Below are 25,507 nucleotides of genomic sequence, written 5' to 3'. Positions count from 1 at the left end.
GCAAGCCAGCTCCCACAGGAATCCCACAGGCCTTGAGAGCTGAGCGGTCGAGGTGGGAGCTGGCTTGTCGGCGATGGGCTGCGCAGCAGCCCCAATGGCCTTAGCGCTGAACGGGCGTCGGGCGCTGCTGATCGGCGCGTCGCCCCAGCACCTCGTACACCGACGGATACGCCGGCCGTTCCACATACCGCCCCGCACCGGCCTCGGCGCGCAGGTCGCCATCGGCCCAGAGCACCTTGCCCTGGCTGATGGTGTGGCTGGGGATGCCGCGCACCGTGCGGCCTTCGAAGATATTGAAGTCCACCCGCTGGTGGTGGGTCTGGGCCGAGATGGTGCGGGTGCCTTGCGGGTCCCACAGCACCAGGTCGGCGTCGGCACCCACGCGGATGGCGCCCTTGCGCGGGAACAAATTGAAGATTTTTGCCGTGTTGGTTGAGGTCAGCGCCACGAACTCATGCATCGACAGGCGCCCGCTGTTGACCCCGGCATCCCACAGCACCGCCATGCGGTCTTCGATGCCGGCAGTGCCGTTGGGGATGCGGCTGAAGTCGTCGCGGCCCATGGCTTTCTGCTCGGCGCAGAAGCAGCAGTGGTCGGTGGCCGTGGTGTGCAGGTTGCCCGATTGCAGGCCGCGCCACAGCGCTTCCTGGTGCTCACGCGGGCGGAAGGGCGGGCTCATCACGTAGCCGGCGGCAGTGGCCCACTCCGGGTCACGGTAGACGCTGTCGTCCAGCAGCAGGTGGCCGGGCAGGACTTCGCCGTACACCGGCTGGCCCTTGGCGCGCGCATAGGTGATTTCATCCAGCGCTTCACGGCTGGAAATGTGCACAACATACAGCGGCGTACCAATGGTTTCGGCAATGCGGATGGCGCGGCTGGCGGCTTCACCTTCCACTTGCGAAGGGCGCGAAAGCGGGTGTGCCTCTGGCCCGGTCAGGCCCTGGGCCAGCAGTTTTTTCTGCAGGTGGTAAACCAGCTCGCCGTTCTCGGCATGCACGGTGGGCACCGCGCCCAGTTGCAGGCAGCGCTCGAAGCTGGCCACCAAGGTGTCGTCGGCGGCCATGATCGCGTTCTTGTAGGCCATGAAGTGCTTGAAGCTGTTCACCCCATGCCTGGTAACCAGTTCGCCCATCTCCTCAGCTACCTGCTCGCTCCACCAGGTGATGGCCACATGGAAGCCGTAGTCGCTGGCGCTCTTTTGCGCCCAGCCGCGCCAGGTGTGGAAGGCCTCCAGCAGCGACTGCTGCGGGTTGGGGATGACGAAGTCGATGATCGACGTGGTGCCGCCGGCCAGGCCCGCAGCGGTGCCGCTGAAGAAATCCTCGCTGGCCACCGTGCCCATGAATGGCAACTGCATGTGGGTATGTGGGTCGATGCCGCCGGGCATCAGGTACTGGCCGCTGCCGTCGAGGATCTCGCAGTCGGTGGGCGGTTCAAGGTTTTGCCCGATGGCCCGAATCAGGCCATCGGCACACAGGACATCGGCGGGGTAACTCTCTTCGTGGGTAACCACGGTGGCGCCACGGATCAACAGGGACATGCCGTTTTCCTCGCAGGCTGACCGGTCTTGGCCGGTTCTTGGAATTGTCTCGGGTGCAGGACGGGCAGGGCGGTTAATCCTGTCAGGCCTGACAAGATTCGAGGCTAGATGCTGATCCGTGAATCTTCAAGAAAATTTTCCTATAAATTTTATGGTTTTTAACTATCTGATATTTAAGGATTAATTTTTAAAGACCCGCTGACTTCGGGCCTTTCATGGGTTGTTGACTGACTTGACAAGATGGAATTCTGGTCAAGATTTCTAAGCACAAATACGCGTGTGTACTCCGGCCATCGAATTAGCCCGATGAGCAAACAACTACAAGAAAATCTGGAGAAGGGCCCATGCAACAGAGCAGATCGGAAGTGGTCGAGCAGGATGGCCTGTTTGAGCTGTCCGAGGGCAGTGATGTCCTCGACAGCCCGCGCTACAACCACGACATCGCACCGACCAAGGTGCACCAGCGCACCTGGAACAAATGGCACATCACCGCCTTGTGGGTGGGCATGTCCATCTGCGTACCCACCTACACCCTGGGCGGCGTGCTCACCGCCTACTTCGGCCTCAGTGTCGGCGAAGCGCTGCTGGCGATCCTGCTGGCCAACGTGATCGTGCTGATCCCGCTTACCCTCAACGCTTTCCCCGGCACCAAGTACGGCATCCCGTTCCCGGTGCTGCTGCGCTCGTCGTTCGGCATCCTCGGCTCCAACGTACCGTGCCTGATCCGCGCCGTGGTTGCCTGTGGCTGGTTTGGCATCCAGACCATGTTCGGCGGGCTGGCCATTCACCTGTTCCTTGGCTCGGTGTTCGATGGCTGGAAGGCCTTGGCCGGCACGGGCGAGGTGATTGGTTTCATGATTTTCTGGTGCCTGAACCTTTGGGTGGTGCTGCGCGGCGCCGAGTCGATCAAGTGGCTGGAAACGCTGTCGGCACCGCTGCTGGTGGCGGTGGGCGTCGGCCTGCTGTTCTGGGCCTTGCCACACATGTCGATGACCGAACTGCTGGCGCAACCACCCAAGCGCCCGGAAGGGGCGAGTGTGGTCGGTTACTTCTGCGCAGGGCTTACGGCCATGGTCGGCTTCTGGGCCACCTTGTCGCTGAACATTCCCGACTTCAGCCGCTACGCCCGCAGCCAGAAGGACCAGATTCTCGGGCAGATCTTCGGCCTGCCGCTGACCATGTTCCTGTTCGCTTCGCTGGGTGTGGTGCTGACCGCCGCCTCGGCGTCGCTGGTGGGCGAGACGGTGTCCGACCCGGTCAGCCTGATCGGCAGGATCCACAGCCCGTTCTGGGTAGCCTTGGCCATGGCGTTGATCGTGATTGCCACACTGTCGACCAACACAGCGGCGAACATCGTGTCGCCGACCAACGACTTCCAGAACATCGCCCCACGCCTGATCGGGCGCAGCCGCGCGGTATGGCTGACCGGCTTTATCGGCCTGGTGCTGATGGGCCATGAGCTGCTGAAGAAGCTGGGCCTGATCGTTTCCGACCTGAGCCTGGAGAGCGTGTATTCCAACTGGCTGCTGGGCTATTCCAGCCTGCTCGGGCCGATTGCCGGGATCATGGTGGTGGACTACTTCCTGATCCGTCGGCAGCAGTTGGACCTGGCCGGGTTGTACCGCGACGACGTGTACCCGGCGTGGAACTGGCCCGGGTTTGCGGCCTTTGCCTTGCCGGTGGCGCTGACGGTAATGGCGATTGGCAACAGCAGTTTCAGCTGGTTCTACGACTACGGCTGGTTTACCGGCTCGCTGCTGGGCGGCGCGCTGTACTACGTCTTCGCCAGTTTGGCTGTGGGCGCGGGTTCGCCCGCGAAGCGGCCCGCAGCGACAACAAAAAAAGCCTGAAGGAGAAACCCGTGACCCCAGTCAAAGAGATCCTCAAGACCACCGCTCGGCATGTCGACAGCAACCGCCTGTGGCAATCGCTGATGGACCTGGCCCGGCTCGGTGCCACCGCCAAGGGCGGCGTCTGCCGCCTGGCCCTGACCGACCTAGACCGCCAGGCCCGCGACCTGTTCGTGCAGTGGTGCGAGGCTGCCGGTTGTACGGTCAGCATCGACGCTGTCGGCAACATTTTCGCCCGCCGCCCTGGGCGTAACCCCAAGCTGCCCCCGGTAATGACGGGCAGCCATATCGACACCCAGCCCACGGGCGGCAAGTTCGATGGCTGCTTCGGGGTGATGGCAGGGCTGGAGGTGATCCGTACGCTGAACGATTTGGGTGTGGAAACCGAAGCGCCGCTGGAAGTGGTGGTGTGGACCAACGAAGAAGGCTCGCGCTTTGCACCGTGCATGATGGGTTCAGGGGTGTTCGCCGGCAAGTTCACCCTGGAGGAAACCCTGGCCAAGCGTGATGCCCAGGGCGTCAGCGTGGGCGAAGCCTTGAACGCTATCGGCTATGCCGGCACCCGCGCGGTGCTGGGCCATCCGGTTGGGGCCTATTTCGAAGCCCATATCGAACAGGGCCCGATCCTTGAGGACCAGGCCAAGACCATCGGCGTGGTGCTCGGGGCGCTGGGGCAGAAGTGGTTCGACCTGACCCTGCGCGGCGTTGAAGCCCACGCGGGGCCGACACCCATGCACCTGCGCAAGGACGCCCTGGTCGGCGCTACCGCCGTGGTGGAGGCGGTCAACCGTACCGCCCTCGGCCACCAGCCCCATGCCTGTGGCACTGTGGGTTGCCTGCAGGCGTATCCAGGCTCGCGTAACGTGATCCCGGGTGAGGTGCGCATGACCTTGGACTTCCGCCACTTGGAGGGCGAGCAACTGAATGCGATGATCGCCGAGGTGCGCGGGGTGATCGAGGCAACCTGTGCCAAGCATGGCTTGAGCCACGAACTGGTGCCTACGGCCGACTTCCCGGCGTTGTACTTCGACAAAGGCTGTGTCGATGCCGTGCGCGCCTCGGCGCAGGCGCTGGGGTTGCCGCACATGGACATTGTCAGTGGCGCGGGGCATGACGCGATCTTCCTGGCCGAACTAGGGCCAGCGGGGATGATTTTCGTGCCCTGCGAAAACGGCATCAGCCACAACGAAATCGAGAACGCCACGCCCGATGACCTGGCGGCGGGCTGCGCAGTGTTGCTGCGGGCGATGCTGGCGGCGTCGGAGGCGATTGCCAGCGGGCGCTTGGCGGCCTAGCACCTCGGGCATCAGGCGACCGCGCTTTTTGTGGGAGCGGCCTTGTGTCGCGATCGGGCTGCGCAGCAGCCCCAGAGTTTGGAAGTAAACGCTGATATCGCTGGGGCTGCTGTGCAGCCCGATCGCGACACAAGGCCGCTCCTACAGGGACCGCGCTGCTGGTGCTGGTTGTGTGAGGCCTTCCACAAACGCCGCAATCTGCCGGTCACCACGCAGATGCACAACCGGCACCTGCGGGCCGATTGCCTGGCGGTTGGCTTCGATACCTGGCCGATAACCCCGGTCGAACGTCCACACAAACTTCAGGAAGGTCAGAAACGCCCGGTCCAGCCGCTCGGTACACCCAGCCGGCAGGTCTGGCCGTGGCTTGTTCAGCACACTGCGCAGGATGACCCGCTTCAGGCATGTCAACCGTGGTGTATCCAGCCAGATAACCAGGTCGGCCCGTGGCAAGCGCAGGTCGAAGGTGCGGCGGCTGTAGTTGCCCTCGCATACCCACGCTTGCCCGCTAACCGCATCGCGTACTCGGTTGCGAAAGGTCTCGGCATCCGGCTCTACCCAACCGGCCTCCCAGAACAACGTGTCGAGGTGTACCACCGACGCCCCCAGGCGGGCGCCGATCTGCCGGGCCAGGGTCGATTTGCCACTGCCGGCGTTGCCCAGAATCACGATGCGTTGCATGGCCAAGTCCTTATGGAAAAACCGGCCATGTTAATTCATCCGGTCAGCTCAAGACAGCCATCCCGGCCAAGGTGATAGCGCTGCAGGTCCTGCGCCAGGGTCAAGTGCCCGTTATAGTGGGCGAGGGCTTCGTCACGCACATTGTCGATATTCGGGCTGCGCCTTGGGTCGCTCTGGTAGCGGGCGCTGAAATGCGTCAGCACCAGGTTGCGCACGCCCGCCGCTTCGGCAAAGCGCGCCACCGCCGCTGCAGTACTATGGCCGAAGGTGACCCCGGTGCGTTCGACCACGGCCTGGGTGAACGTGGCTTCGTGCACCAGCACATCCGCGCCTTGGGCAGCGTCGGCCAGCAGCTCGGGGGTATCGTTGTCGCCGCACACGATCACCCGCCGCGGTGGCCGGGAAGGGCGCAGGTAGTCGTTGCCGTTCAGCAACTGCTCGCCATGCTGCACCGTCAAACCCCTGGCCAGCTCGCCCCACAGCGGGCCACGCGGTATGCCTTCGGCTTCCAGGCGGGGGATGTCCAGGCGCGGTTCGGGGTTGAGTTCGGTGAATATGAACCCGACGCTCGGAACGCGGTGTGACAGCTGAACGGTGGTTACCTGCAGAGTATCGTTGCGCCATTCGACCAGATCTTCCACGGCCAGCAGGCGCAGTTCGAACGGCAGGAAGGTATCGCTGGCGGCCAGGCCCTGGCGTACCCAGTCATGCAGCGCGGCGGGCAGGATCAGTTCCAGCGGCTGCGTACGCCCGCTCATGCCGGCACTGGCCAGCAGGCCGGGCAGGCCGAAGCAATGATCGCCGTGCACGTGGGTGATGAAAATGGCGCGCAGGTCGCGGATCGACAGCGGGGTGCGCAGCAGCTGGTGCTGGGTGCCTTCGCCGCAGTCGACCAGGTACCAGCCGCTGCCACTGGCTTCGATCACCGCCGTGGCGCTGACATTGCGTGCCTTGGTGGGCACCCCGGCGCAGGTGCCGAGGAACAGCAGGTCCATGTGCAACCTCCTTGATTCAGCCCAGCAGCGGTTTCAGGAAGCTGCGCTCGTAGCTGAGGATGAAGCGTTGCTCTGTAGCTGTGGCTACTGCAGCGATGCATTCCGGGTCGGTTTCAGCCTGTCTGCGGTACTGCTCGTAGGCCGCCAGGCTGGGGAAGCTGAACAGGCAGTACGCGATGTTGTTAGCGCCCTCAGCAGGCAGGAAGTAGCCGTGATGCTGGCCGCCCATGCGCGTGACGAGGCCTATCCACTGGCGTGAATAGGCCTCGAACGCAGGCAGCTGGTAAGGGTCGACGATGTATTTGACGTGGCAGGTGATCAATGTGCTCGCTCCTTCGAGGTATGACGGGCGCACACCTTAGCCGCATTGCTGCCTGCCGTCGACGGCCTGCTAGTCTCCCTGCCGCCAGATGAGCTTGCTGGTGTCATAACCTTGCTCCCGGGCGATGGTCAGCAGTTGCTCGCGCTGCTGGTCGGTGACCGCAGGCGTGCGTGAAAGCAGCCACAGATACTCGCGGTTGGGGTGGCCCACCAGCGCCACCCGGTAATCCTTGTCGTGATACAGCACCCAGTACTCGCCCTTGGTCAGGCCCGGTGCCAGGCGGCTGAACCAGTTGTCGAAGCGCACCCACAGCTTGTCGGTGCTGCCCGGCTGCTGGGCCTCGGCGATGCCCTTGGCTTCGTTCCACTGGCCGTCCTTTTCCTTGCAGCGGTTGGTCACGTCGATCCGGCCATCCGGGCGCAGGCCATAGTGCGCCTCGGACTCCACGCAGTTGCGCTGGAAGAACATCGGCAGCCGGCCCAGTTCATACCAGGTGCCCTGGTAGCGTTGCAGGTCGACCTGCTGGGTGCGCGGCGGTGTCGGTTGATCGTTGCCGGCGCAGCCGAGCAGCGCCAGGGTCATGCAGGAAAGCAGCAGTGTAGTGCGCAGCGCCATGGTTGACCTCCTTGGAGCGGATAGGGGCTTCCTGTGTTTCGATGCCTGCACGGGGCAAAAGTTGTATGGGATTACACCGTGTCGAATGAACCGGTCTGCACCTGGCCTGCGCGCACGTAGCGGCTGATGATCACGCCCTTGGGCGAGACTTGCGACTGCTGCAAGGTAAAGGCCGCTGCTGCTGCGTCATGACCGAACAGGCGTTTGCCTTGGCCGAGCAGCAGCGGGTGGATCAGCAGTTGCAGTTCATCTACCAGGTCTGCCGCCAGCAGTTGCTGCACCAGTTCGGCGCTGCCCTGGGTCAGCAGGTTGGCGCCGTCCCGTTGCTTGAGCGAGCGTACTGCAGCGGCGATGTCCGCGCCGAGGGCGTGGCTGTTGTGCCAGTCGAGGGTGGCAGGGGTGTGGGTGGCCACATGTTTGGGCACGCTGTTGAACAGGTTGGCGATGGAGAAGTCTTCGGCGTTGTCTTTGATGTTTGGCCAATAGCCGGCAAAAATGTCGTAGGTGCGCCGGCCCAGCAGCAGCTCAAAGGGCTGGCTGAACAATGCCTGCATGGCCTGGCCAAACACTTCCTCGGCGTAGGGCACGATCCAGCCGCCGTAGGCGAAACCGCCGCTGGTGTCTTCCTGCGGGCCGCCGGGAGCTTGCATCACGCCGTCGAGGCTGATGAAGGCGGCTACGATGAGTTTGCGCATGGGGACTCTCCTGTTGGCAGCCCGGTGGCTGCTTTCATGGGTAGTCGAATGGCACCAGGCAGAATCGACACAGGCCTCGAAAGTGATGCAGTTCCTGTGTAGGAGCGGCCTTGTGCCGCGAACGGGCTGCGAAGCAGCCCCGGCAATTTGTGCATTTGCGCTGAAATCCCGGGGCTGCTTCGCAGCCCGTTCGCGACACAAGGCCGCTCCTACAAGAGACTGCATTAGCCGATCAGGTGGGCCAGTGCAGGTTTACGTCACAGCCAGTAGGTCACCGCCCACCATCCCAGCCCGCCCATCACCACGGTATAGGGCAAGGCCATCCACACCATCCGCCCATACGACAGCCGGATCAGCGGCGCAATCGCCGAGGTCAGCAGGAACAGGAACGCTGCCTGCCCATTCGGCGTTGCCACGCTGGGCAGGTTGGTGCCGGTGTTGATCGCCACCGCCAGCGTTTCGAAATGCTCGCGGCTCATGCCGCCATTGAGAAACGCCTGCTTCACTTCGGTTATGTAGATGGTGGCGACAAACACGTTGTCGCTGATTGCCGACAGCAAACCGTTGGCCAGGTAGAGCATGCCCGGTTGCTGCTCGGCCGGCAGCGTCAGCACCCAGCTGATCAATGGGCTGAACAGCTGCTGCTGGTGAATCACCGCGACCACGGCAAAGAACACCACCAGCAACGAGGTGAATGGCATGGCGTCCTGGAAGGCGCGGCCCAGCCGGTGTTCATCGGTGATACCGGTAAACGCCGTGATCAGCACGATCACCATCAGGCCGATCAGGCCGACTTCAGCCACATGCAGCCCCAGGCAGACGATCAATATCAGCGCCGCAAACCCTTGCACCCACAGCGCGATGCGCTGGGCCTGGGTACGTGCGGCGTCGTCTTCGGCCGCATAGGCGGCCAGCACCTGGCGCACCGGCTCGGGCATCAAGGTGCCGTAGCCGAACAGGCGCAGTTTTTCCAGCAGCACACAGGTCAGCAGGCCGGCACCCAGCACTGGCAGCGACACAGGTGCCACCTTGAAGAAGAAGTCGGCGAAGTGCCAACCCATCTCGTGGCCGATCAGCAGGTTCTGTGGCTCGCCCACCAGCGTGCACACGCCACCCAGGGCTGTACCCACTGCGCCGTGCATCAGCAGGCTACGCAGGAAGTCGCGGAACTGGTCGAGGTCTTCGCGGTGCAGGTGGGCGATCTGCTGGTCGTTGTCCAGGGCGCTTTCCTCGCGCGGGTTGGCGCCGGACGCGACGCGGTGGTACACGGCGTAGAAGCCGACCGCAGCGCTGATGATCACCGCCGTCACGGTCAGCGCATCGAGAAACGCCGACAGAAACGCCGACAGCACGCAGAACAGCAACGCCAGCACTGCCTTCGAGCGCACCCCGAGCAAAATGCGCGAAAACAGGAACAGCAGCAGCTCCTTCATGAAATGGATGCCGGCGACCATGAACATCAGCAGCAGGATCACCGGGAAGTTGTGTTGCAGTTCCTCGTACAGCGCCTGTGGCGTGGTCATCTGCAACAGCAAGGCTTCGATCAGCAGCAGGCCGCCAGGCATCAGTGGGTAGCACTTCAGCGCCATGCCCAGGGTGAAAATGAATTCGAGCACCAGCGCCCAGCCGGCTGCAACCGGGCCAACGGTAACCAGAAGCAGCGGGTTGAGCACCAGGAACAGGCAGATGACCGCCTTGTACCAAAGCGGCGACTGGCCCAGAAAACCGTGGGCGAGGGCGCCGGTCAGGGAGCGTGACATGAATATGTATCCTTATGATTCGGCGATGGCGCACGGTGCCGGATTGGCGCTTCTTAGGCAAGGCGTGCAGTCCCGTTTTTGGCACAAGTACGGCCATCGGGCTGGGTTACCATCCACGCCATGAATCCTTCACCCGCAGGAGTGCCGCCCGTGACCGAGTACAGTGCGTTCAAGGTTGAACTGACCGACAACATCGCCCACGTTCAGATCAACCGCCCGGAAAAGGTCAACGCGATGAACGCGGCCTTCTGGGAAGAAATCATCACTATCTTCCAGTGGATCGACGACACCGATGCCGTGCGGGCGGTGGTGATCACTGGTGCCGGCAAGCATTTTTCCGCCGGTATCGACCTGATGATGCTGGCTTCGCTGGCCGGGCAAATGGGCAAGGACGTGGGGCGCAATGCGCGCTTTCTGCGTAGCACCATCCACCGGCTGCAGGCCTCGTTCACCGCCGTGGACAAATGCCGCAAACCCGTGTTGGCGGCCGTGCAGGGCTACTGCATCGGCGGCGCCATCGACCTCATCTCGGCGTGCGACATGCGTTACTGCAGCAGCGACGCGCAGTTCTCGATCAAGGAAATCGACATGGGCATGGCCGCCGACGTCGGCACACTGCAACGTTTGCCACGTATCATTGGCGACGGCATCATGCGTGAGCTGGCCTTCACCGGGCGCAACGTTGCGGCCGACGAGGCCCTGCGCATCGGCCTGGTCAACCGGGTCTATGATGATCAGGCCGCACTGTTGGACGGTGTCTTTGCCATCGCCCGCGAGATTGCTGCAAAATCACCGATCGCCGTGGCCGGCACCAAGGAAATGCTCAGCTACATGCGTGACCATCGCATCGACGATGGCCTGGACTACATCGCCACCTGGAACGCCGCGATGCTGCAGTCCGAAGACCTGCGCGTGGCCGTGGCGGCGCACATGAGCAAACAGAAACCGACGTTCGCCGACTGATCGGGCCGGGGGACGCGCAGTCAAGGAACCCCCGACATGTCAGCACGCTGGACTACTGCAGTACTCGACCCGCAGATCACCGGGGGCGTGGCCGTGGCCCGCAGCCCGGAAGGGTTTCTGGTGGACGACAACGGCGCGCTGTTCCCCCGCGACTGGCTCAAACGCCAGGACCTCGACGTGTTATGCGAGCACGGCATCGGCCACTTTGATGGCCAGCCGGTATTCTTGCTGGAACTGCGCAGCGCCACCGATGTGCCCGGTTGCCACTGGCGTGGCCTGCGGGCATTCATGCTCGAAGGTGACTTCGACACCTACAAAGTGCTGGGTTATGCCGCGCAGATCGGCACATGGGCCCGCGAGCACCGTTTCTGCGGTAGCTGTGGCCAGGCGATGACACAAATCCGCTGGGAGCGGGCGATGTACTGCCAGCCGTGCGACCTGCGCAGCTACCCGCGTATTTCGCCGAGCATGATCGTGCTGGTGACCCGTGGTGATGAAATCTTGCTGGCGCGTTCGCCGCGCTTTGTCAGCGGGGTGTACAGCACCCTGGCGGGTTTTGCCGAACCGGGTGAGTCGGCCGAGGACTGCCTGGTGCGCGAAGTGCATGAAGAAGTGGCGGTAGAGGTGCAGAACATACAATACGTCGGCAGCCAGTGCTGGCCGTTCCCGCATTCGATGATGCTGGGCTTCCATGCCGAGTATGCCGGCGGCGAGATAGTCATGCAGCCGGACGAGATCGAGGATGCCCAGTGGTTCAGCGTGCACGACCTGCCGCCGCTGCCAGCCGGGCGGTCCATTGCCCGGTATCTGATCGACCTGTACGTTGCGCGCCGTTTAGGCCTGCCCGAACCAGTGCTGCCACGCTAGGCGCACGGTCAACGCCAGCACCACGGTGATGAACACCGGGCGGATGAATTTGCTACCGCCACTGATCGCCGTGCGTGCGCCAAAAAAGGCACCGACCATGACCGACAGGCCCATGCACAGGCCGACGACGTAATCCACCTGTCCGGAAATGATGAACACCGTCAGCGCCGCGATGTTGCTGACGAAGTTCATGCTGCGCGCCACGCCGCTGGCGCGGACCAGGTCGATGGGGTAGAGCAGCAGGGTGCTGACCGTCCAGAACGCCCCGGTACCCGGGCCGGCCACGCCGTCGTAGAAGCCCAGGGTGAAGCCTTGCGGCACTTGCCATTTCTTCTTGATCGGCGCATCGGCATCCAGCGGCGCCTTGGGTGTGCCGCCGAACAGCAGGTAGATACCACAGGCGAAGACGATCACCGGCAGCATCTTATTCAGCCATTCGGCTGGCATGTAGTGGGCGATGACCGCACCTAGCAACGCCCCGGTCAGGGTAGCGAACAACGCCGGGCGCCACTGCGCCGGGTGGAACAGCTTGCGCTTGTAGTAGGTGAAACCTGCGGTGGCCGAACCGAAGGTGGAACTGAGCTTGTTGGTGCCCAGGACCAGGTGCGGTGGCATGCCGGCGGTGAGCAGGGCCGGAGTGGTGAGCAGGCCCCCGCCACCGGCGATGGCATCGATGAAACCGGCGACGAAGGCGACCAGGGCCAGGATCAGCAGGGTTAAGGGTTCTACGGTAAGTTCGAAGGGCATGGGGGTCTTGGCAGGCAGGGAGGCAGGTGCGGCAAAGGGCCGCGCTAGAAGGGAGACATGGTAATCCTGGGAGGGGTGTGTTGCCAGTGCCGGCCTCTTCGCGGGTAAACCCGCTCCCACAGGTTCAGCGTAGAACCTGAGGGCAGCGCTGTACCTGTGGGAGCGGGTTTACCCGCGAAAGGGCCGTTACAGGTGTTCACATCAGCTACGGATAAACGCCAGCAAATCCGCATTGATCACATCGGCATGGGTAGTCGGCATGCCATGCGGGTAGCCTTTGTAGGTTTTCAGCGTGCCATTGGGCAGCAGCTTGGCCGACAGCACCCCGGAGTTTTCATACGGCACGATCTGGTCATCGTCGCCATGCATCACCAGTACCGGCTGGTTTATGCCCTTGAGGTCGTCGGTGAAATCGGTTTGGGAAAACGCCACGATGCCATCGTAATGGGCCTTGGCGCTGCCGATCATGCCCTGGCGCCACCAGTTGGCGATGATACCTTCGCGGGCTTCGGCACCGGGGCGGTTGTAGCCGTAGAACGGCCCGGCCGGTACATCCCGGTAAAACTGCGCACGGTTGCTGGCGACCTGGGCCTGGAAGTCGTCGAACACAGACTTGGGCAGGCCGCCAGGGTTGTCGGGCGTTTGCACCATCAATGGCGGCACGGCGGCGATCAGCACGGCTTTGGCCACCTTGTCTTGAGGGTAACGGGCCATGTAGCGCACCACCTCGCCACCACCGGTGGAGTGGCCGACATGCACGGCACCCTGGATACCCAGGTGGGCTACCACGGCTGCCACATCATCGGCGTAGTGGTCCATGTCGTGGCCATCCCATACCTGACTGGAGCGGCCATGACCTCGGCGGTCGTGGGCCACCACGCGGTAGCCCTCGGCGAGAAAGAACAGCATCTGGGCATCCCAGTCATCTGCGCTCAGCGGCCAGCCATGGTGGAAGTGAATGACTGGGGCGTCGCGTGGGCCCCAGTCCTTATAGAAAATCTGCACGCCGTCCTTCGTGGTTACATGGCTCATGATCGTGTCTCCTGTCTGCAGGAACCGAAGGGAGCTATTGAGAATAGGAGAGATTCAGGCGCTGCAAGCGCCGGTCGTCTTCAGACAGTGTCGCGCAGTCTGTACCAGGCCTTGGCGGCGGCTTCCAGCGGTGCTGCGAGCAGATCCCCGCCGGGGAAGCGTCCATTGTCGATGCCTTGGTACAGCGCCAACAGGTCGTCATCGCCAAGAATGGCATCGCTGACGGCTCGCGCTGCTGCCAGGGTCGGCAGTACGCCGTGGCCGGAGAACCCCTGCAGCCAATAGCGCTGGCCTTCGCGGCCGACGTCCGGGGTACGCCGCAGGCTGCAATCGATATGGCCGCCCCAGGCATAGTCGATCGCCACCCCGGCCAGTTGCGGGAACACCCGCTCCAGGTAAGGGCGCGTGGCGCTGGCGACGTCCTTGGGAATGCCGCCCAGGTAGGTACAGCCGCCACCGAACAGCAGGCGGTGGTCCGGGGTGAGGCGCAAGTAGTCGGGTACGAACTGGTTGTCGATCACGCAGCTGTTGCGCGGCAGCAGCGAACGGGCGAAGTCGGCGTCCAGTGGCGCGGTGGCTACCTGATAGGAACCGACCGGCAACAGGCGCCGCGACAGGCCGCGGTCGAGGCGGTCGATGTAGGCGTTGCAGGCCAGCACCAACACCTGGCAGCGCACTTCGCCGTTGTCCGTACGGGCGATGTAGCCGTTGCCGGCTTGTTGATAGCTCAGTACCCGGCTCTGTTCGTAGATGTGCCCACCACCCGTTTCTATGGTGCTGGCCAGGCCTTGGGCCAGCTTCAGCGGGTTGAGGTGAGCGCCTTTGGCGTCGTAGAGCGCAGCCTGGTAACGCGGGCTGTCGATCCATTGTGGTAGCTCGTCGCGGCCGATCAGGCGCAGGGCGTCGTAGCCCCATTTGTGTTCGGCGTCTTGCAGGGCTTCTTCAAGCATTTTCACCCGGCGCGGCAGCACGGCGGTCCATAGGCTGCCCAACCGGTAGTCGATATCGAAGCCGTGGCGCTGGGGTAGCTCGCGCAGTTCGTCGGCGGCCCAGCACATGCTGGCCCACAGGCGCTGGGTACGTTCCACGCCCAGGGCCTTTTCCAGTGGCGGCATGTCGCAGGACCAGCCCAGCAGTGCCTGGCCGCCATTGCGCCCGGAGGCGGCCCAGGCCACACGGCTGGCCTCCAGCAGAGTTACGCGTTTGCCTGCCTGGGTCAGGCGCAGGGCGGTATGCAGGCCGCTGAAACCGGCGCCGATGATCAGCACATCAGTGTCGTGTGAGCCTTGCAGGGTAGGGCGCAGCGGGATGTTGGCGGGGTAAGTCTGGGCGTAGTAGCTGGCGACGTGCTGGGCGGATTGTTTAAACATGCAGAAGCCTCGTGAAAATTATTGTGATTATTTTCATGAAAACTTAGCAGGTTAATTTCATGGCGCCAATGCGTCAGGCAGGGTTTAGTAGTTTACCTGTTATCAATGTGCTGCCTGAGCTGGCCCTATCGCCGGCAAGCCAGCTCCCACAAGTACCCCACCGGCTTCAACAGCTGTGCAAGACTTGGGCTCCCACTAGTCTCCAGCTGGCATCAGCACCTCTGCAGGACTTGGGCTCCTACAAGTACCCAGCTGGTATCAGCACCTGTGCAACACTTGGGCTCTCAAGTCCTGCACTGGCTTCAGTCCTTATACAAGACTTGTGGGAGCTGGCTTGCCGGCGATAGGGCCTGTAATGCCAGTGCAGAAGCTTCAGGTTGCCGCTTTTTTCCGGGGCTGACGCGGCTTGCCTGCTGCCGACTTGCTTCCGGCCGCTTTGCTTTTCCCACCGCCACCGCCACCGCGACGCTTCTTCTTCCAGGGCGGCGCTGCACCGGCTGCCGGCCCGCTGATGGTCATGCGCATGCCGCTGCAACGCTCGACCAGCTTGCCCATCCACGCCGACTGCCGGGCGACGAACTCCTCCAGGCTCATCTCGCCGCTCTGCACCATGTCCAGCGCCTGCTCCCAGATCGCCGTGGTGCCAGGGTCGGCGATGGCGCGGGGTACGGCATCGATAAGGCTGAAGGCCGCAGGCGTGGCCGCGAGCGCCTTGCCGTTCTTCACCAAGTAGCCGCGGTCGAGCAGGCCCTGGATGATGCTGGCGCGGGTGGCTTCGGTGCCGATGCCGGTGGTTTCTTTCAGCTTCTGCTTCAGGCGCGGGTCGTCCACCAGCTTGGCCACGTTTTTCATGGCCTTGATCAGGTCGCCTTCAGTGAACGGCTTGGGCGGCTGCGTCCACAGGTCTTTCAGTTGCAGGCCTTGCACGTTGCAGTCCTGGCCTTCGCGCAGCGCTGGCAGCACCTGGGCCGGTGGTGCTTCGCGGCCTTTGGCCGGGGTCAGCGCTTCGGGCAGGGCGCGGCGCCAGCCCGGCTCGACGATTTGCTTGCCCACCGCACGCAGGGCATGGCCGGCGCAGTCGAAGTCGGCCTGGGTGCGATCATATTCGTGGTTGGGCAGGAACTGCGCCAGGTAGCGGGCGCGGATCAGGGTGTACACCGCCTTGTGCTTGGCCGGCAGGCGCGACGGGTCGCTGGCGGCGGCAGTAGGGATGATGCCGTGGTGGGCGCTGACCTTGGCGTCGTTCCACGCCCGCGAGCGGCGCTGTGGCTCCAGGTGGGGCTGCAGCGGTGCGAGGCTGGCATCGGCCCGTTGCAGGGCGGCGAGAATGGCCGGTGCTTCGGCGTGCTGGCTCAGCGGCAGGTAGCCGCAGTCGCTGCGCGGGTAGGTGATGAGCTTGTGGGTTTCGTACAGGGCCTGGGCAATGTCGAGGGTTTCCTGGGCGCCGAGGCCGAACTTTTTCGAGCACAGCTCTTGCAGGGTGCCGAGGTCGAAGAGCAGGGGCGCGGCTTCACGCATGCGCTCGGTAGTCACCTTTACGGCCCGTGCAGTGCCAGCGTGACCGATGGCGGCGGCGGCCTGTTGCGCCAAGCTCTGGTTCAGGCAGCGGCCCTGGTCGTCGCAGGCATCTTCGGGCGCACGCCACTGGGCGTTGAAAACTTGGCCTGCATGTTCAAGCTGTACGTCGATGGCCCAGAACGGCACCGGCACGAAGTCGGCGATGCTGCGGTCGCGGTCGACCACCAGGCGCAAAGTCGGGGTTTGCACCCGGCCCACCGGCAGCACGCCCTGGTAGCCGGATTGGCGGCCAAGCAGGGTGAACAGCCGGCTCATGTTCATGCCGATGAGCCAGTCGGCGCGGGAGCGGCCCAGCGCCGAGTGGTACAGGTTGAAGGTTTCATGGCCTGGCAGCAGGCGTGCCAGGGCCTTGCGGATGGAGGTGTCGTCCAGCGCCGACAGCCAAAGCCGCTGCACCGGGCCGCGGTAGCGGCAATGCTCGACCAGCTCGCGGGCAATCATTTCGCCTTCGCGGTCGGCGTCGGTGGCAATCACCAGCTCCCGCGCTTCGCCCAGCAGGCGCTTCACCGCCTTGAACTGGCTGGCGGTCTTGGGCTTTACCAGCATCTTCCACTTCTCGGGGATGATTGGCAGGTCGGCCAGGTTCCAGCGCTTGTAGCGTTCGTCGTAGCTGTCGGGCGGGGCGGTTTCCAGCAGATGGCCGATGCACCAGGTTACGCAGACGTCAGTGCCTTGCCAGCAGCCCTCGCCCTTGCGGGTGGCGCCGAGCACTTTGGCGATGTCTTTTGCCTGTGAGGGTTTTTCGCAGAGGAACAGGCGCATGGCCGGGAACGCTTCATCGGGGGTGGTGGGCACTAGGATGCGCAAGCGGGGGCGCGGAGGCAAGTTTTATCTGGATGGATGTACAGGTTTTTGTCAGGGGAAGTGTGTTGAGCCTGTACTGGCCCTTTCGCGGGTAAACCCGCTCCCACAGGGGCCGCACATTTTCAGAATGTGTGGGGCGCCTGTGGGGAGGTGATGGATCAGACGCGCGAGTCGCGCACCATGTCCACGTGCGGGATGCCGGCTTCGAGGAATTCCTCGCTGACTATGCGAAAGCCGAGTCGCTCGTAGAACGGCGTGGCGTGCACCTGGGCGCTGAGCATCTGCTGCTTCAGGTCGCGGTTTTGCGCTTCGACGATCACTGCGTTCATCAGCGCGTCACCCACCTTCAGGCCGCGCCAGTCCTTGAGCACCGAGATGCGCCCGATGGTGCCGTCTGCCAGCAGGCGCGCGGTACCAATCGGGTAGTCACCTTCCATGGCCAGGAAGTGCAGGGCGTCCTGGTCTTCCGAATCAAACTCCAGCTCTGGCGGAATGTGCTGCTCGGCGACGAACACCGCTTCACGGATACGGCGGATGTCGGCGTTGTCTTTCTGCCAGTCGGCGAGGCGAACGCTGATCTTATTCATTGGCGAATCCCAGGCTCCCTTGTTTGACCAGCTGCTGTAGAAGCATAAGGCCATCTTCGTCCTGCAGCCAGTCTGCGAGGTTGTCGATGTGCAGGGCGTCTGCCGCGCACACCAGCTTCAGCAGCTCGCGCAGTTTGCCTGGCAGCGGGCAGCTGCGGCCGCTGGCGAACAGCAGCAGGTCGTCTTCGAACTCCGACCAGGCCATGCGTGCGCTTGGGTTGCGGATCAGGATGGCGCCTTGCTCGAGGGCGTCCACCAGCTCTTCCTCGCTCAGCTCTTCGCCAACGATCTGCTCGGGGTAGCGCGGCTCGGTCATGAACTGGCCGAACCAGGTCAGCAGCAGGTCCTTGTCGCCCATGTGCTTCTCGAGCAGGGCCTTGAGGCGGTCGAGGGCGTCGTGCTGGATCTGGTGCGGGTCGCTGACCGGCTGGGCGTCGGCGTCACTGTAGCGCTCTTCGTCCGGCAGGAACTGGCCGAGGAAGTCGGTGAAGTGGGTCAGCACTTCGGCGGCGCTTGGCGCGCGGAAGCCCACCGAGTAGGTGAGGCAGTCGTCCACGGCTACACCGTAGTGGGCCATGCGTGGCGGCAGGTAGAGCATGTCACCTGGCTCCAGGGTCCACTCTTCGCTCTGCTCGAATTCGGCAAGGATGCGCAGGTCGGCGTGCTCCAGCAGCGGGCTGTCGCTGCTGCACATCTGGCCGATCTTCCAGTTGCGCTCGCCGTGGCCTTGCAGCAGGAACACGTCGTAGTTGTCGAAGTGCGGACCAACGCTGCCACCGGGGGCGGCGAAGCTGATCATCACATCGTCGATACGCCAGCTGGGCAGGAAACGGAAGTTTTCCAGCAGTTCGGCCACTTCCGGGACGAACTGGTCCACCGCTTGTACCAGCAGGGTCCAGTCTTTTTCCGGCAGCTCGGCGAAGGTGTCTTCGTTGAACGGGCCGCGGCGCAGCTCCCACGGGTGGGCGCCGTGCTCGAGCACGATACGCGATTCGACTTCCTCTTCCAGGGCCAGGCCAGCCAGTTCGTCGGGGTCGATCGGGCTGATGAAGTCCGGGAAGGCCTGGCGCACCAGCAGGGGCTTCTTCTGCCAGTAGTCGCGCATGAATTCGCGGGCCGAGATGCCGCCGAGCAGCTGCAGTGGAGTATCAGGATTCATGTTCAACCTATTGAAAAAACGTAATTTTCGTCCGGGAATAAAAACGCCCGGCCAGGCCGGGCGTTGCACGCGACGGTCAGCTTAGATGCGTTTGGCCTGGGCTGCCGCGTTACCGATGTAGGTAGCGGGGGTCAGCTGCTTGAGCTCGGCCTTGGCTTCGGCTGGCATGTCGAGGCCGTCGATGAAGGTGAGCAGCGCGTCCGGGGTGATGCCCTTGCCACGGGTCAGCTCTTTGAGCTTCTCGTAGGGGTTTTCGATGTTGAAGCGGCGCATCACGGTCTGGATCGGCTCGGCCAGTACTTCCCAGCAGGCGTCCAGGTCGGCGGCGATGCGGGCTTCGTTGACTTCCAGCTTGCCGATGCCTTTCAGGCTGGCTTCGTAGGCAATGACGCTGTGGGCAAAGCCCACGCCCAGGTTGCGCAGCACGGTGGAATCGGTGAGGTCGCGCTGCCAGCGCGAGATCGGCAGCTTGCTGGCCAGGTGCTGGAACAGCGCATTGGCGATACCCAGGTTGCCTTCGGAGTTTTCGAAGTCGATCGGGTTGACCTTGTGCGGCATGGTCGACGAGCCGATTTCGCCGGCGACGGTCTTCTGCTTGAAGTAGCCCAGCGAGATGTAGCCCCACACATCACGGTCGAAGTCGATCAGGATGGTGTTGAAGCGGGCGATGGCGTCGAACAGCTCGGCGATGTAGTCGTGCGGCTCGATCTGGGTGGTGTACGGGTTGAATTGCAGGCCCAACTCGTCTTCGATGAAGGCGCGGGCGTTCTCTTCCCAGTCGATCTGCGAGTAGGCCGACAGGTGGGCGTTGTAGTTGCCCACGGCGCCGTTGATCTTGCCCAGCAGTGGTACGCCAGCAACCTGGGCGATCTGGCGCTCCAGGCGGTACACGACGTTGGCCAGCTCTTTACCCAGGGTGGTCGGCGAAGCCGGCTGGCCGTGGGTGCGCGACAGCATTGGCACGTCGGCGTGGGCGTGGGCCAGGGCGCGGATGGCGTCGGCGATCTGGCGCATCAGCGGCAGCAGCACGTCGTCACGGCCGGCGCGCAGCATCAGGGCGTGGGACAGGTTGTTGATGTCCTCGCTGGTGCAGGCGAAGTGGATGAACTCGCTGACCTTGGCCAGCTCAGGCAGCGTGGCAGCCTGCTCCTTGAGGAGGTATTCGATCGCCTTGACGTCGTGGTTGGTGGTGCGCTCGATTTCCTTGACGCGCTCGGCGTGCTCAAGTTTGAAATCGGTGGCCAGGTTGTCCAGCAGGGCGTTGGCTTCGGCGGTGAACGCCGGCACTTCGCCGATCTGCGGGTGGGCGGCCAGGCGCTGCAGCCAGCGCACTTCGACCAGGGCGCGGAAACGGATCAGGCCGAATTCGCTGAAAATGGGGCGCAAGGCCTGGGTTTTGCCGGCATAACGGCCGTCTACAGGGGAAACCGCAGTGAGCGAAGAAAGCTGCATGGGGTGTTCTCGGACAGTCAGGCTTTTGGAGGGCGCATATCATACATGAAAAATACGCCTAGGTCGGGTGGCTGACCAAAGGTCGGGCCTATAAAACAGGTCGCGGTCCTTGTGTAGGAGCAGCCTTGTGCTGCGAATGGGCTGCGCAGCAGCCCCGGCAATCTGTGCCGTGGCCAGAATCCTGGGGCTGCTGCGCAGCCCATTCGCAGCACAAGGCTGCTCCTACAAGGGCACGGCGTCGCTTTTCAGGAAGGCGAACGCATCATGTCGTACAGTTCGTTCAGCAGCTTGCGCCGGCTGAACACCAGCTGCCAGCGGTGACCGCCCAGCTGGCGCCACAAGCGTGCGGCGCGGATGCCGGCCAGCAGCAGGGCGCGGATTTTCGAGGCGTTGCTGGGCTGCTGCAGGAAGCGCATGTCGCCATGCACCTGAATGCGCTGACGCAAGGTACTCAGGGTGTCCTGGTACAAGGCTCCACTGGAAGCAATGACGTTTTCATGAACCAGGCCAAAATGGTCAGCCTGGGACTGGATTTGCGGCAGGCGGTTGCCGATGGTATCGAGCAGGTCGCCACGCTTGTTCAGCTGGCGCTCCAGCCCCAGCATCGACAGGGCGTAGCGCAGTGGCTCGCGCTGCAGGCTGTTGGGGTCGCGCTCCAGGGCGCCGATCAGCGCGCGGTAGCCGTCGCGCAGGTTCAGGTCGTCACCGCCGAACACCTCGAGGGTGTCCTTGGGGTCACGTACCAGCAGGCTGCCAAGCATGCAGCCGATGTTGGCCTCACTGGCCTGGCCGGTGCGGGCGATACGGTCCACCAGCACAGCGGCCTGAAACACACCACCTAACGCAATCAGCTGGTCCTGCAGGTTGCTCATGCGCGCGGGCTCCACGGCTCGGCGGCTTCGATCACGCCGCCGCCCAGGCACACTTCACCGTCGTAGAACACCACCGACTGGCCTGGGGTAACGGCGCGCTGCGGTTCGTCGAACACCGCGCGGTAGCCGCTGGCCGTGAGTTCCAGGGTGCACTGCTGGTCGCTCTGGCGGTAGCGTACCTTGGCGGTGAGCTGACGCGGGCTGCTGAGGTCGATGGGGTTGACCCAGAAGATTTCCGAGGCGAGCAGGGCGCGGGAGAACAGCCAAGGGTGTTCGTTACCCTGGCCGACCACCAGCACGTTGCGGGTCAGGTCTTTGTGCAGCACGTACCACGGCTCGTCGCCGGCATCCTTCAGGCCGCCGATGCCCAGGCCCTGGCGCTGGCCGATGGTGTGGTACATCAGGCCATGGTGGCGGCCGATCACTTCACCGTCGGTGGTTTCGATATTGCCCGGCTGGGCTGGCAGGTACTGTTTGAGGAAGTCGCTGAAGCGGCGCTCGCCAATGAAGCAGATGCCGGTGGAGTCTTTTTTCTTGGCGGTAGCCAGGCCGTGCTTTTCGGCGATGGCGCGCACTGCCGGTTTTTCCAGCTCGCCGACCGGGAACAGGGTACGGGCGATTTCCTTGCCGCCGACGGCGTGCAGGAAGTAGCTCTGGTCCTTGTTCGGGTCCAGGCCCTTGAGCAGTTCGGTGAGCGCGCCCGTGTCGCGGCGGCGCACGTAGTGGCCGGTGGCAATCAGGTCGGCACCCAGCGACAGGGCGTAGTCGAGGAAGGCCTTGAACTTGATTTCGCGGTTGCAGAGGATGTCCGGGTTGGGCGTGCGGCCGGCCTTGTATTCTTCAAGGAAGTGCTCGAACACGTTGTCCCAGTATTCGGCGGCGAAGTTGGCGGTGTGCAGCTTGATGCCGATGCGGTCGCACACGGCCTGGGCGTCGGCCAGGTCTTCACGGGCGGTGCAGTATTCGGTGCCGTCGTCTTCTTCCCAGTTCTTCATGAACAGCCCTTCCACCTGGTAACCCTGCTCGATAAGCAGAAGGGCGGAGACGGAAGAGTCCACGCCGCCGGACATGCCGACGATGACGCGGGTCTTGGCGGGGTCTTTGAGTGCTGGGCTGGTCATGGGTACCGGTGTGTATCAAGGGAAAAACGTCGATTCTATCAAACCCGGGGCGACGCGTCAGTCGCGGAGCAGGGTAAGGCTGTGCAGGGGGCCGTTGAGGTAGTCGTCGAGGCAACGTGGCACCAGCTCGCTGCGCCACCGGGCGGGGTCGGCCAGCAGCTCGTCGCGGGTGAGCCACACGGCGCGGACGATGTCGCTGTCCAGTGCCAGGTCGGCATGGTGGCGTACCGGGCGGGCGGCAAAGCAGATGCGCTGGTAAGTCACGCCGTTGCTGGGAGCGGTGTACAGGTAGATGCCGACCACGCCGGTGAGCTCGACTTCCCAGGCGGTTTCTTCCAGGGTTTCGCGCAGTGCGGCCTGGGGCAGGGTCTCAAAGGGCTCGAGGTGGCCGGCGGGTTGGTTGAAGACGTGCTGGTTGGCTTTGAACTCTTCGACGAAGAGGAACTTGCCTTCGTGCTCGACGATGGTGGCGACGGTCATGTGGGGTTGCCAGGTCATGAGCATTTCCTATGGTTGGCACGGGCCTTGTAGGAGCGGCCTTGTGCCGCGAAAGGGCTGCGAAGCGGCCCGAGGTAATCAGCTTCGCAGCAAAAAACGCCGGGGCCGCTTTGCGGCCCTTTCGCGGCACAAGGCCGCTCCTACAGGGGGCCGTGCAAGCTCTTTCAGAAAGCAAAAACCCCGGTGCGTGGCCGGGGTTTTTGCTGTTACTTCAAGCGAACCTTACAGGGCAGCAATGGCGCTGTTCAGGGTCTGGCTTGGGCGCATCACCTTGGCGGTCAGCTCGGCATCCGGGGCGTAGTAACCACCGATGTCGGCCGGCTTGCCCTGAACGGCGTTGAGCTCGGCGACGATGGTCTCCTCGTTCTCGGTCAGGGTTTTTGCCAGTGGGGCGAAGCGCGCCTGCAGGGCAGCGTCGTCAGCCTGGGCAGCCAGGGCCTGGGCCCAGTACAGGGTCAGGTAGAAGTGGCTGCCGCGGTTGTCGATACCGCCAACTTTGCGCGAAGGCGACTTGTTGGTGTCGAGGAACTTGCCAGTGGCCTGGTCCAGGGTGTTGGCCAGCACTTTGGCGCGCGGGTTGTCGTAGGTGTTGCCCAGGTGCTCCAGGGAAGCGGCCAGGGCCAGGAATTCACCCAGCGAGTCCCAACGCAGGAAGTTCTCTTCCACCAGCTGCTGCACGTGCTTGGGCGCCGAACCGCCGGCGCCGGTCTCGAACAGGCCACCGCCGTTCATCAGCGGCACGATCGACAGCATCTTGGCGCTGGTGCCCAGCTCCATGATCGGGAACAGGTCGGTCAGGTAGTCGCGCAGTACGTTGCCGGTCACCGAGATGGTGTCCTTGCCTTCGCGGATGCGGGCCAGGGAGAACTTGATGGCGTCGACCGGGGGCAGAACACGGATGTCCAGGCCAGTGGTGTCGTGATCCTTCAGGTATTGCTGCACCTTCTCGATCATCACGCCGTCGTGGGCGCGGGCCGGGTCCAGCCAGAACACCGCAGGGGTGTTGCTCAGGCGGGCACGGTTGACGGCCAGCTTGACCCAGTCCTGGATCGGCGCGTCTTTGGTCTGGCACATGCGGAAGATGTCACCGGCTTCGACGTTCTGCTCCAGCACAACGTTGCCCTTGCCATCGACCACGCGCACGACGCCGTCGGCCTTGATCTGGAAGGTCTTGTCGTGAGAGCCGTACTCTTCGGCTTTCTGCGCCATCAGGCCAACGTTCGGCACGCTGCCCATGGTGGTCGGGTCGAAGGCGCCGTGCTGCTTGCAGTCTTCGATGGTGGCCTGGTAGATACCGGCGTAGCAACGGTCCGGGATCACGGCCTTGGCGTCTTGCAGTTCACCGGCGGTGTTCCACATCTTGCCCGAGTCACGGATCATGGCCGGCATCGAGGCGTCGACGATGACGTCGCTCGGCACATGCAGGTTGGTGATGCCTTTGTCGGAGTTGACCATGGCCAGCGCCGGGCGCTGTGCGTACAGGGCCTGGATGTCGGCTTCGATCTCGGCCTGCTTGTCGGCTGGCAGGTCCTTGATACGGGCGTACAGGTCGCCGATACCGTTGTTGGCGTTGAAGCCTACTTCGGCCAGGGCTGCGGCGTGCTTGGCCAGCACGTCGTTGTAGAACTCTTCGACGATGACGCCGAACATGATTGGGTCGGAAACCTTCATCATGGTGGCTTTCAGGTGCACCGACAGCAGCACGCCGGCGGCCTTGGCATCGGCGATCTGCTCGGCGATGAAGGCTTTCAGGGCCTTGCGGCTCATGGTGGCGCAATCGATGATTTCGGCGGCCTTGACGGCGGTTTTTTCTTTCAGGACGGTGGTGGTGCCGTCTTTGCCGACCAGCTCGATGCGCAGGCTGTCGTCAGCTTCGATCAGTGCGGCTTTTTCGCTGCCGTAGAAGTCGCCCTGGGTCATGTGGGCAACGTGCGACTTGGAGTCGGCGGCCCAGGCGCCCATCTTGTGCGGGTGCTTGCGGGCGTAGTTCTTCACCGACAGCGGCGCGCGGCGGTCGGAGTTGCCTTCGCGCAGCACCGGGTTCACGGCGGAGCCCTTGATGCGGTCGTAGCGGGCACGGGACTCTTTCTCGTCCGCGGTGGCCGGCTCGTCGGCGTAGTCAGGGATGTTGAAGCCCTTGCCTTGCAGTTCCTTGATCGCGGCCTTGAGCTGCGGTACCGAGGCGCTGATGTTAGGCAGCTTGATGATGTTGGCTTCAGGGGTGGTAGCCAGCTGGCCCAGTTCCGCCAGGTGATCGCCTACTTGCTTCTCTGCGCCCAGTTGCTCCGGGAAGGCGGCAAGGATACGGCCGGCCAGGGAGATGTCGCGAGTTTCGACGGCGATGTCAGCCGAAGCGGTGAAGGCTTCCACGATCGGCAGCAGCGAGTAGGTGGCGAGGGCGGGGGCTTCGTCGGTGAAGGTATAGATGATCTTGGAACGGGTGGGCATGCGGGTTAACTCTCTGTGTGCTGAGCGTGCTCGAGTCTCGTGGTGCGCAGGGTAGGCGCATCGCCCTGGCAGCGCCATGAGCGGAAAGTCGAGAGGCTGCGAGCGGTGATGGTGGATGCATCAGTCGAGCGTCAATGCTGAGCTGCGGTAACAACCCAGGCTTTTCGGCCATTCATGGCCAAGGGCGGTCCGCATTTTCCTGGGATTCGCCCCGATGACCCTACGGTCGCGGCGGAGTATACCAAACCATTCGGGC

At 63.6% G+C, this 25,507-nt stretch carries 22 protein-coding genes; 4 read left to right on the top strand and 18 right to left on the bottom strand.

What is annotated here, in order from left to right; all coding sequences use genetic code 11:
* Positions 1–100 precede the first annotated feature (100 nt).
* On the bottom strand, positions 101–1,540 hold the full coding sequence (gene hydA, locus ABI582_RS16825; RefSeq protein WP_442119747.1) for a dihydropyrimidinase: 1,440 nt from the start codon (positions 1,538–1,540) through the stop codon (positions 101–103).
* A gap of 344 nt (positions 1,541–1,884) precedes the next feature.
* Between hydA and ABI582_RS16820 the strand changes: the two genes are divergently transcribed.
* The gene (locus tag ABI582_RS16820) at positions 1,885–3,390 is read left to right on the top strand and encodes an NCS1 family nucleobase:cation symporter-1 (RefSeq protein WP_442119746.1); all 1,506 of its coding nucleotides are present in this window, start codon (positions 1,885–1,887) and stop codon (positions 3,388–3,390) included.
* A gap of 11 nt (positions 3,391–3,401) precedes the next feature.
* Positions 3,402–4,685 (top strand): Zn-dependent hydrolase, encoded by a 1,284-nt coding sequence (locus ABI582_RS16815; RefSeq protein WP_442119745.1) that lies wholly within the window; start codon positions 3,402–3,404, stop codon positions 4,683–4,685.
* Between the two features lie 141 nt (positions 4,686–4,826).
* Here the strand turns inward: ABI582_RS16815 and ABI582_RS16810 are convergent, their stop codons facing one another.
* From ABI582_RS16810 to nhaB, 6 genes are all read right to left on the bottom strand, one after another.
* A complete protein-coding gene (locus ABI582_RS16810) occupies positions 4,827–5,366 on the bottom strand; it encodes an AAA family ATPase (protein WP_197889425.1) in 540 nt (179 codons plus the stop codon).
* Between the two features lie 35 nt (positions 5,367–5,401).
* A complete protein-coding gene (locus tag ABI582_RS16805) occupies positions 5,402–6,361 on the bottom strand; it encodes an MBL fold metallo-hydrolase (RefSeq protein WP_442119744.1) in 960 nt (319 codons plus the stop codon).
* A gap of 16 nt (positions 6,362–6,377) precedes the next feature.
* Positions 6,378–6,683 carry an NIPSNAP family protein gene (locus tag ABI582_RS16800; protein WP_016488142.1) on the bottom strand — a complete coding sequence of 102 codons (306 nt, stop codon included), beginning with the start codon at positions 6,681–6,683 and terminating at the stop codon, positions 6,378–6,380.
* A gap of 69 nt (positions 6,684–6,752) precedes the next feature.
* The gene (locus ABI582_RS16795; protein ID WP_442119743.1) at positions 6,753–7,298 is read right to left on the bottom strand and encodes a lipocalin family protein; all 546 of its coding nucleotides are present in this window, start codon (positions 7,296–7,298) and stop codon (positions 6,753–6,755) included.
* 71 nt (positions 7,299–7,369) lie between these two features.
* Entirely contained in the window at positions 7,370–7,993 is a 624-nt protein-coding gene (locus tag ABI582_RS16790; RefSeq protein WP_016488140.1) for a dihydrofolate reductase family protein, read from the bottom strand.
* Positions 7,994–8,250: 257 nt separating this feature from the next.
* Positions 8,251–9,753 (bottom strand): sodium/proton antiporter NhaB, encoded by a 1,503-nt coding sequence (gene nhaB / locus ABI582_RS16785; protein WP_442119742.1) that lies wholly within the window; start codon positions 9,751–9,753, stop codon positions 8,251–8,253.
* Between the two features lie 150 nt (positions 9,754–9,903).
* Between nhaB and ABI582_RS16780 the strand changes: the two genes are divergently transcribed.
* A complete protein-coding gene (locus ABI582_RS16780) occupies positions 9,904–10,716 on the top strand; it encodes a crotonase/enoyl-CoA hydratase family protein (protein WP_442119741.1) in 813 nt (270 codons plus the stop codon).
* Between the two features lie 36 nt (positions 10,717–10,752).
* Positions 10,753–11,583: an NAD(+) diphosphatase gene (gene nudC / locus ABI582_RS16775; protein ID WP_442119740.1), complete on the top strand. Its 831-nt coding sequence runs from the start codon at positions 10,753–10,755 to the stop codon at positions 11,581–11,583.
* Here the strand turns inward: nudC and ABI582_RS16770 are convergent.
* The 11 genes from ABI582_RS16770 to ABI582_RS16720 all read right to left on the bottom strand — a co-directional run bounded on the left by ABI582_RS16770 (position 11,551) and on the right by ABI582_RS16720 (position 25,251).
* Complete coding sequence (locus ABI582_RS16770; protein ID WP_016498840.1) at positions 11,551–12,330, bottom strand: TSUP family transporter; 780 nt, start codon at positions 12,328–12,330, stop codon at positions 11,551–11,553. The two genes, nudC and ABI582_RS16770, sit on opposite strands and share 33 nt — an antisense overlap.
* 201 nt (positions 12,331–12,531) lie before the next feature.
* Complete coding sequence (locus ABI582_RS16765; RefSeq protein ID WP_442119739.1) at positions 12,532–13,362, bottom strand: alpha/beta fold hydrolase; 831 nt, start codon at positions 13,360–13,362, stop codon at positions 12,532–12,534.
* Positions 13,363–13,442: 80 nt separating this feature from the next.
* On the bottom strand, positions 13,443–14,732 hold the full coding sequence (locus ABI582_RS16760; protein WP_442119738.1) for an NAD(P)/FAD-dependent oxidoreductase: 1,290 nt from the start codon (positions 14,730–14,732) through the stop codon (positions 13,443–13,445).
* Between the two features lie 372 nt (positions 14,733–15,104).
* Positions 15,105–17,072 carry a DNA topoisomerase III gene (locus ABI582_RS16755; protein WP_442119770.1) on the bottom strand — a complete coding sequence of 656 codons (1,968 nt, stop codon included), beginning with the start codon at positions 17,070–17,072 and terminating at the stop codon, positions 15,105–15,107.
* A gap of 200 nt (positions 17,073–17,272) precedes the next feature.
* Positions 17,273–17,701 carry a GNAT family N-acetyltransferase gene (locus ABI582_RS16750; protein WP_016498845.1) on the bottom strand — a complete coding sequence of 143 codons (429 nt, stop codon included), beginning with the start codon at positions 17,699–17,701 and terminating at the stop codon, positions 17,273–17,275.
* Entirely contained in the window at positions 17,694–18,860 is a 1,167-nt protein-coding gene (locus ABI582_RS16745; RefSeq protein WP_063422620.1) for a ribosomal protein uL16 3-hydroxylase, read from the bottom strand. Before ABI582_RS16745 ends, ABI582_RS16750 begins: the two co-directional genes overlap by 8 nt.
* Before the next feature lie 81 nt (positions 18,861–18,941).
* Positions 18,942–20,312 (bottom strand): adenylosuccinate lyase, encoded by a 1,371-nt coding sequence (purB, locus tag ABI582_RS16740; protein WP_442119737.1) that lies wholly within the window; start codon positions 20,310–20,312, stop codon positions 18,942–18,944.
* A 245-nt stretch (positions 20,313–20,557) separates the two neighbouring features.
* On the bottom strand, positions 20,558–21,184 hold the full coding sequence (gene hflD / locus ABI582_RS16735) for a high frequency lysogenization protein HflD (RefSeq protein WP_442119736.1): 627 nt from the start codon (positions 21,182–21,184) through the stop codon (positions 20,558–20,560).
* A complete protein-coding gene (gene mnmA, locus ABI582_RS16730) occupies positions 21,181–22,305 on the bottom strand; it encodes a tRNA 2-thiouridine(34) synthase MnmA (protein WP_403007652.1) in 1,125 nt (374 codons plus the stop codon). Before mnmA ends, hflD begins: the two co-directional genes overlap by 4 nt.
* 57 nt (positions 22,306–22,362) lie before the next feature.
* A complete protein-coding gene (locus ABI582_RS16725; RefSeq protein WP_442119735.1) occupies positions 22,363–22,803 on the bottom strand; it encodes an NUDIX hydrolase in 441 nt (146 codons plus the stop codon).
* Between the two features lie 222 nt (positions 22,804–23,025).
* Complete coding sequence (locus tag ABI582_RS16720; RefSeq protein WP_243054963.1) at positions 23,026–25,251, bottom strand: NADP-dependent isocitrate dehydrogenase; 2,226 nt, start codon at positions 25,249–25,251, stop codon at positions 23,026–23,028.
* Positions 25,252–25,507: the final 256 nt, after the last annotated feature.

The organism is Pseudomonas sp. SAS7, from assembly GCF_052112345.1.
Taxonomy (GTDB): domain Bacteria; phylum Pseudomonadota; class Gammaproteobacteria; order Pseudomonadales; family Pseudomonadaceae; genus Aquipseudomonas; species Aquipseudomonas putida_Q.
Note: the sequence above shows the minus strand (reverse complement) of the source record. Positions and strands in the feature narration are given on the sequence as shown.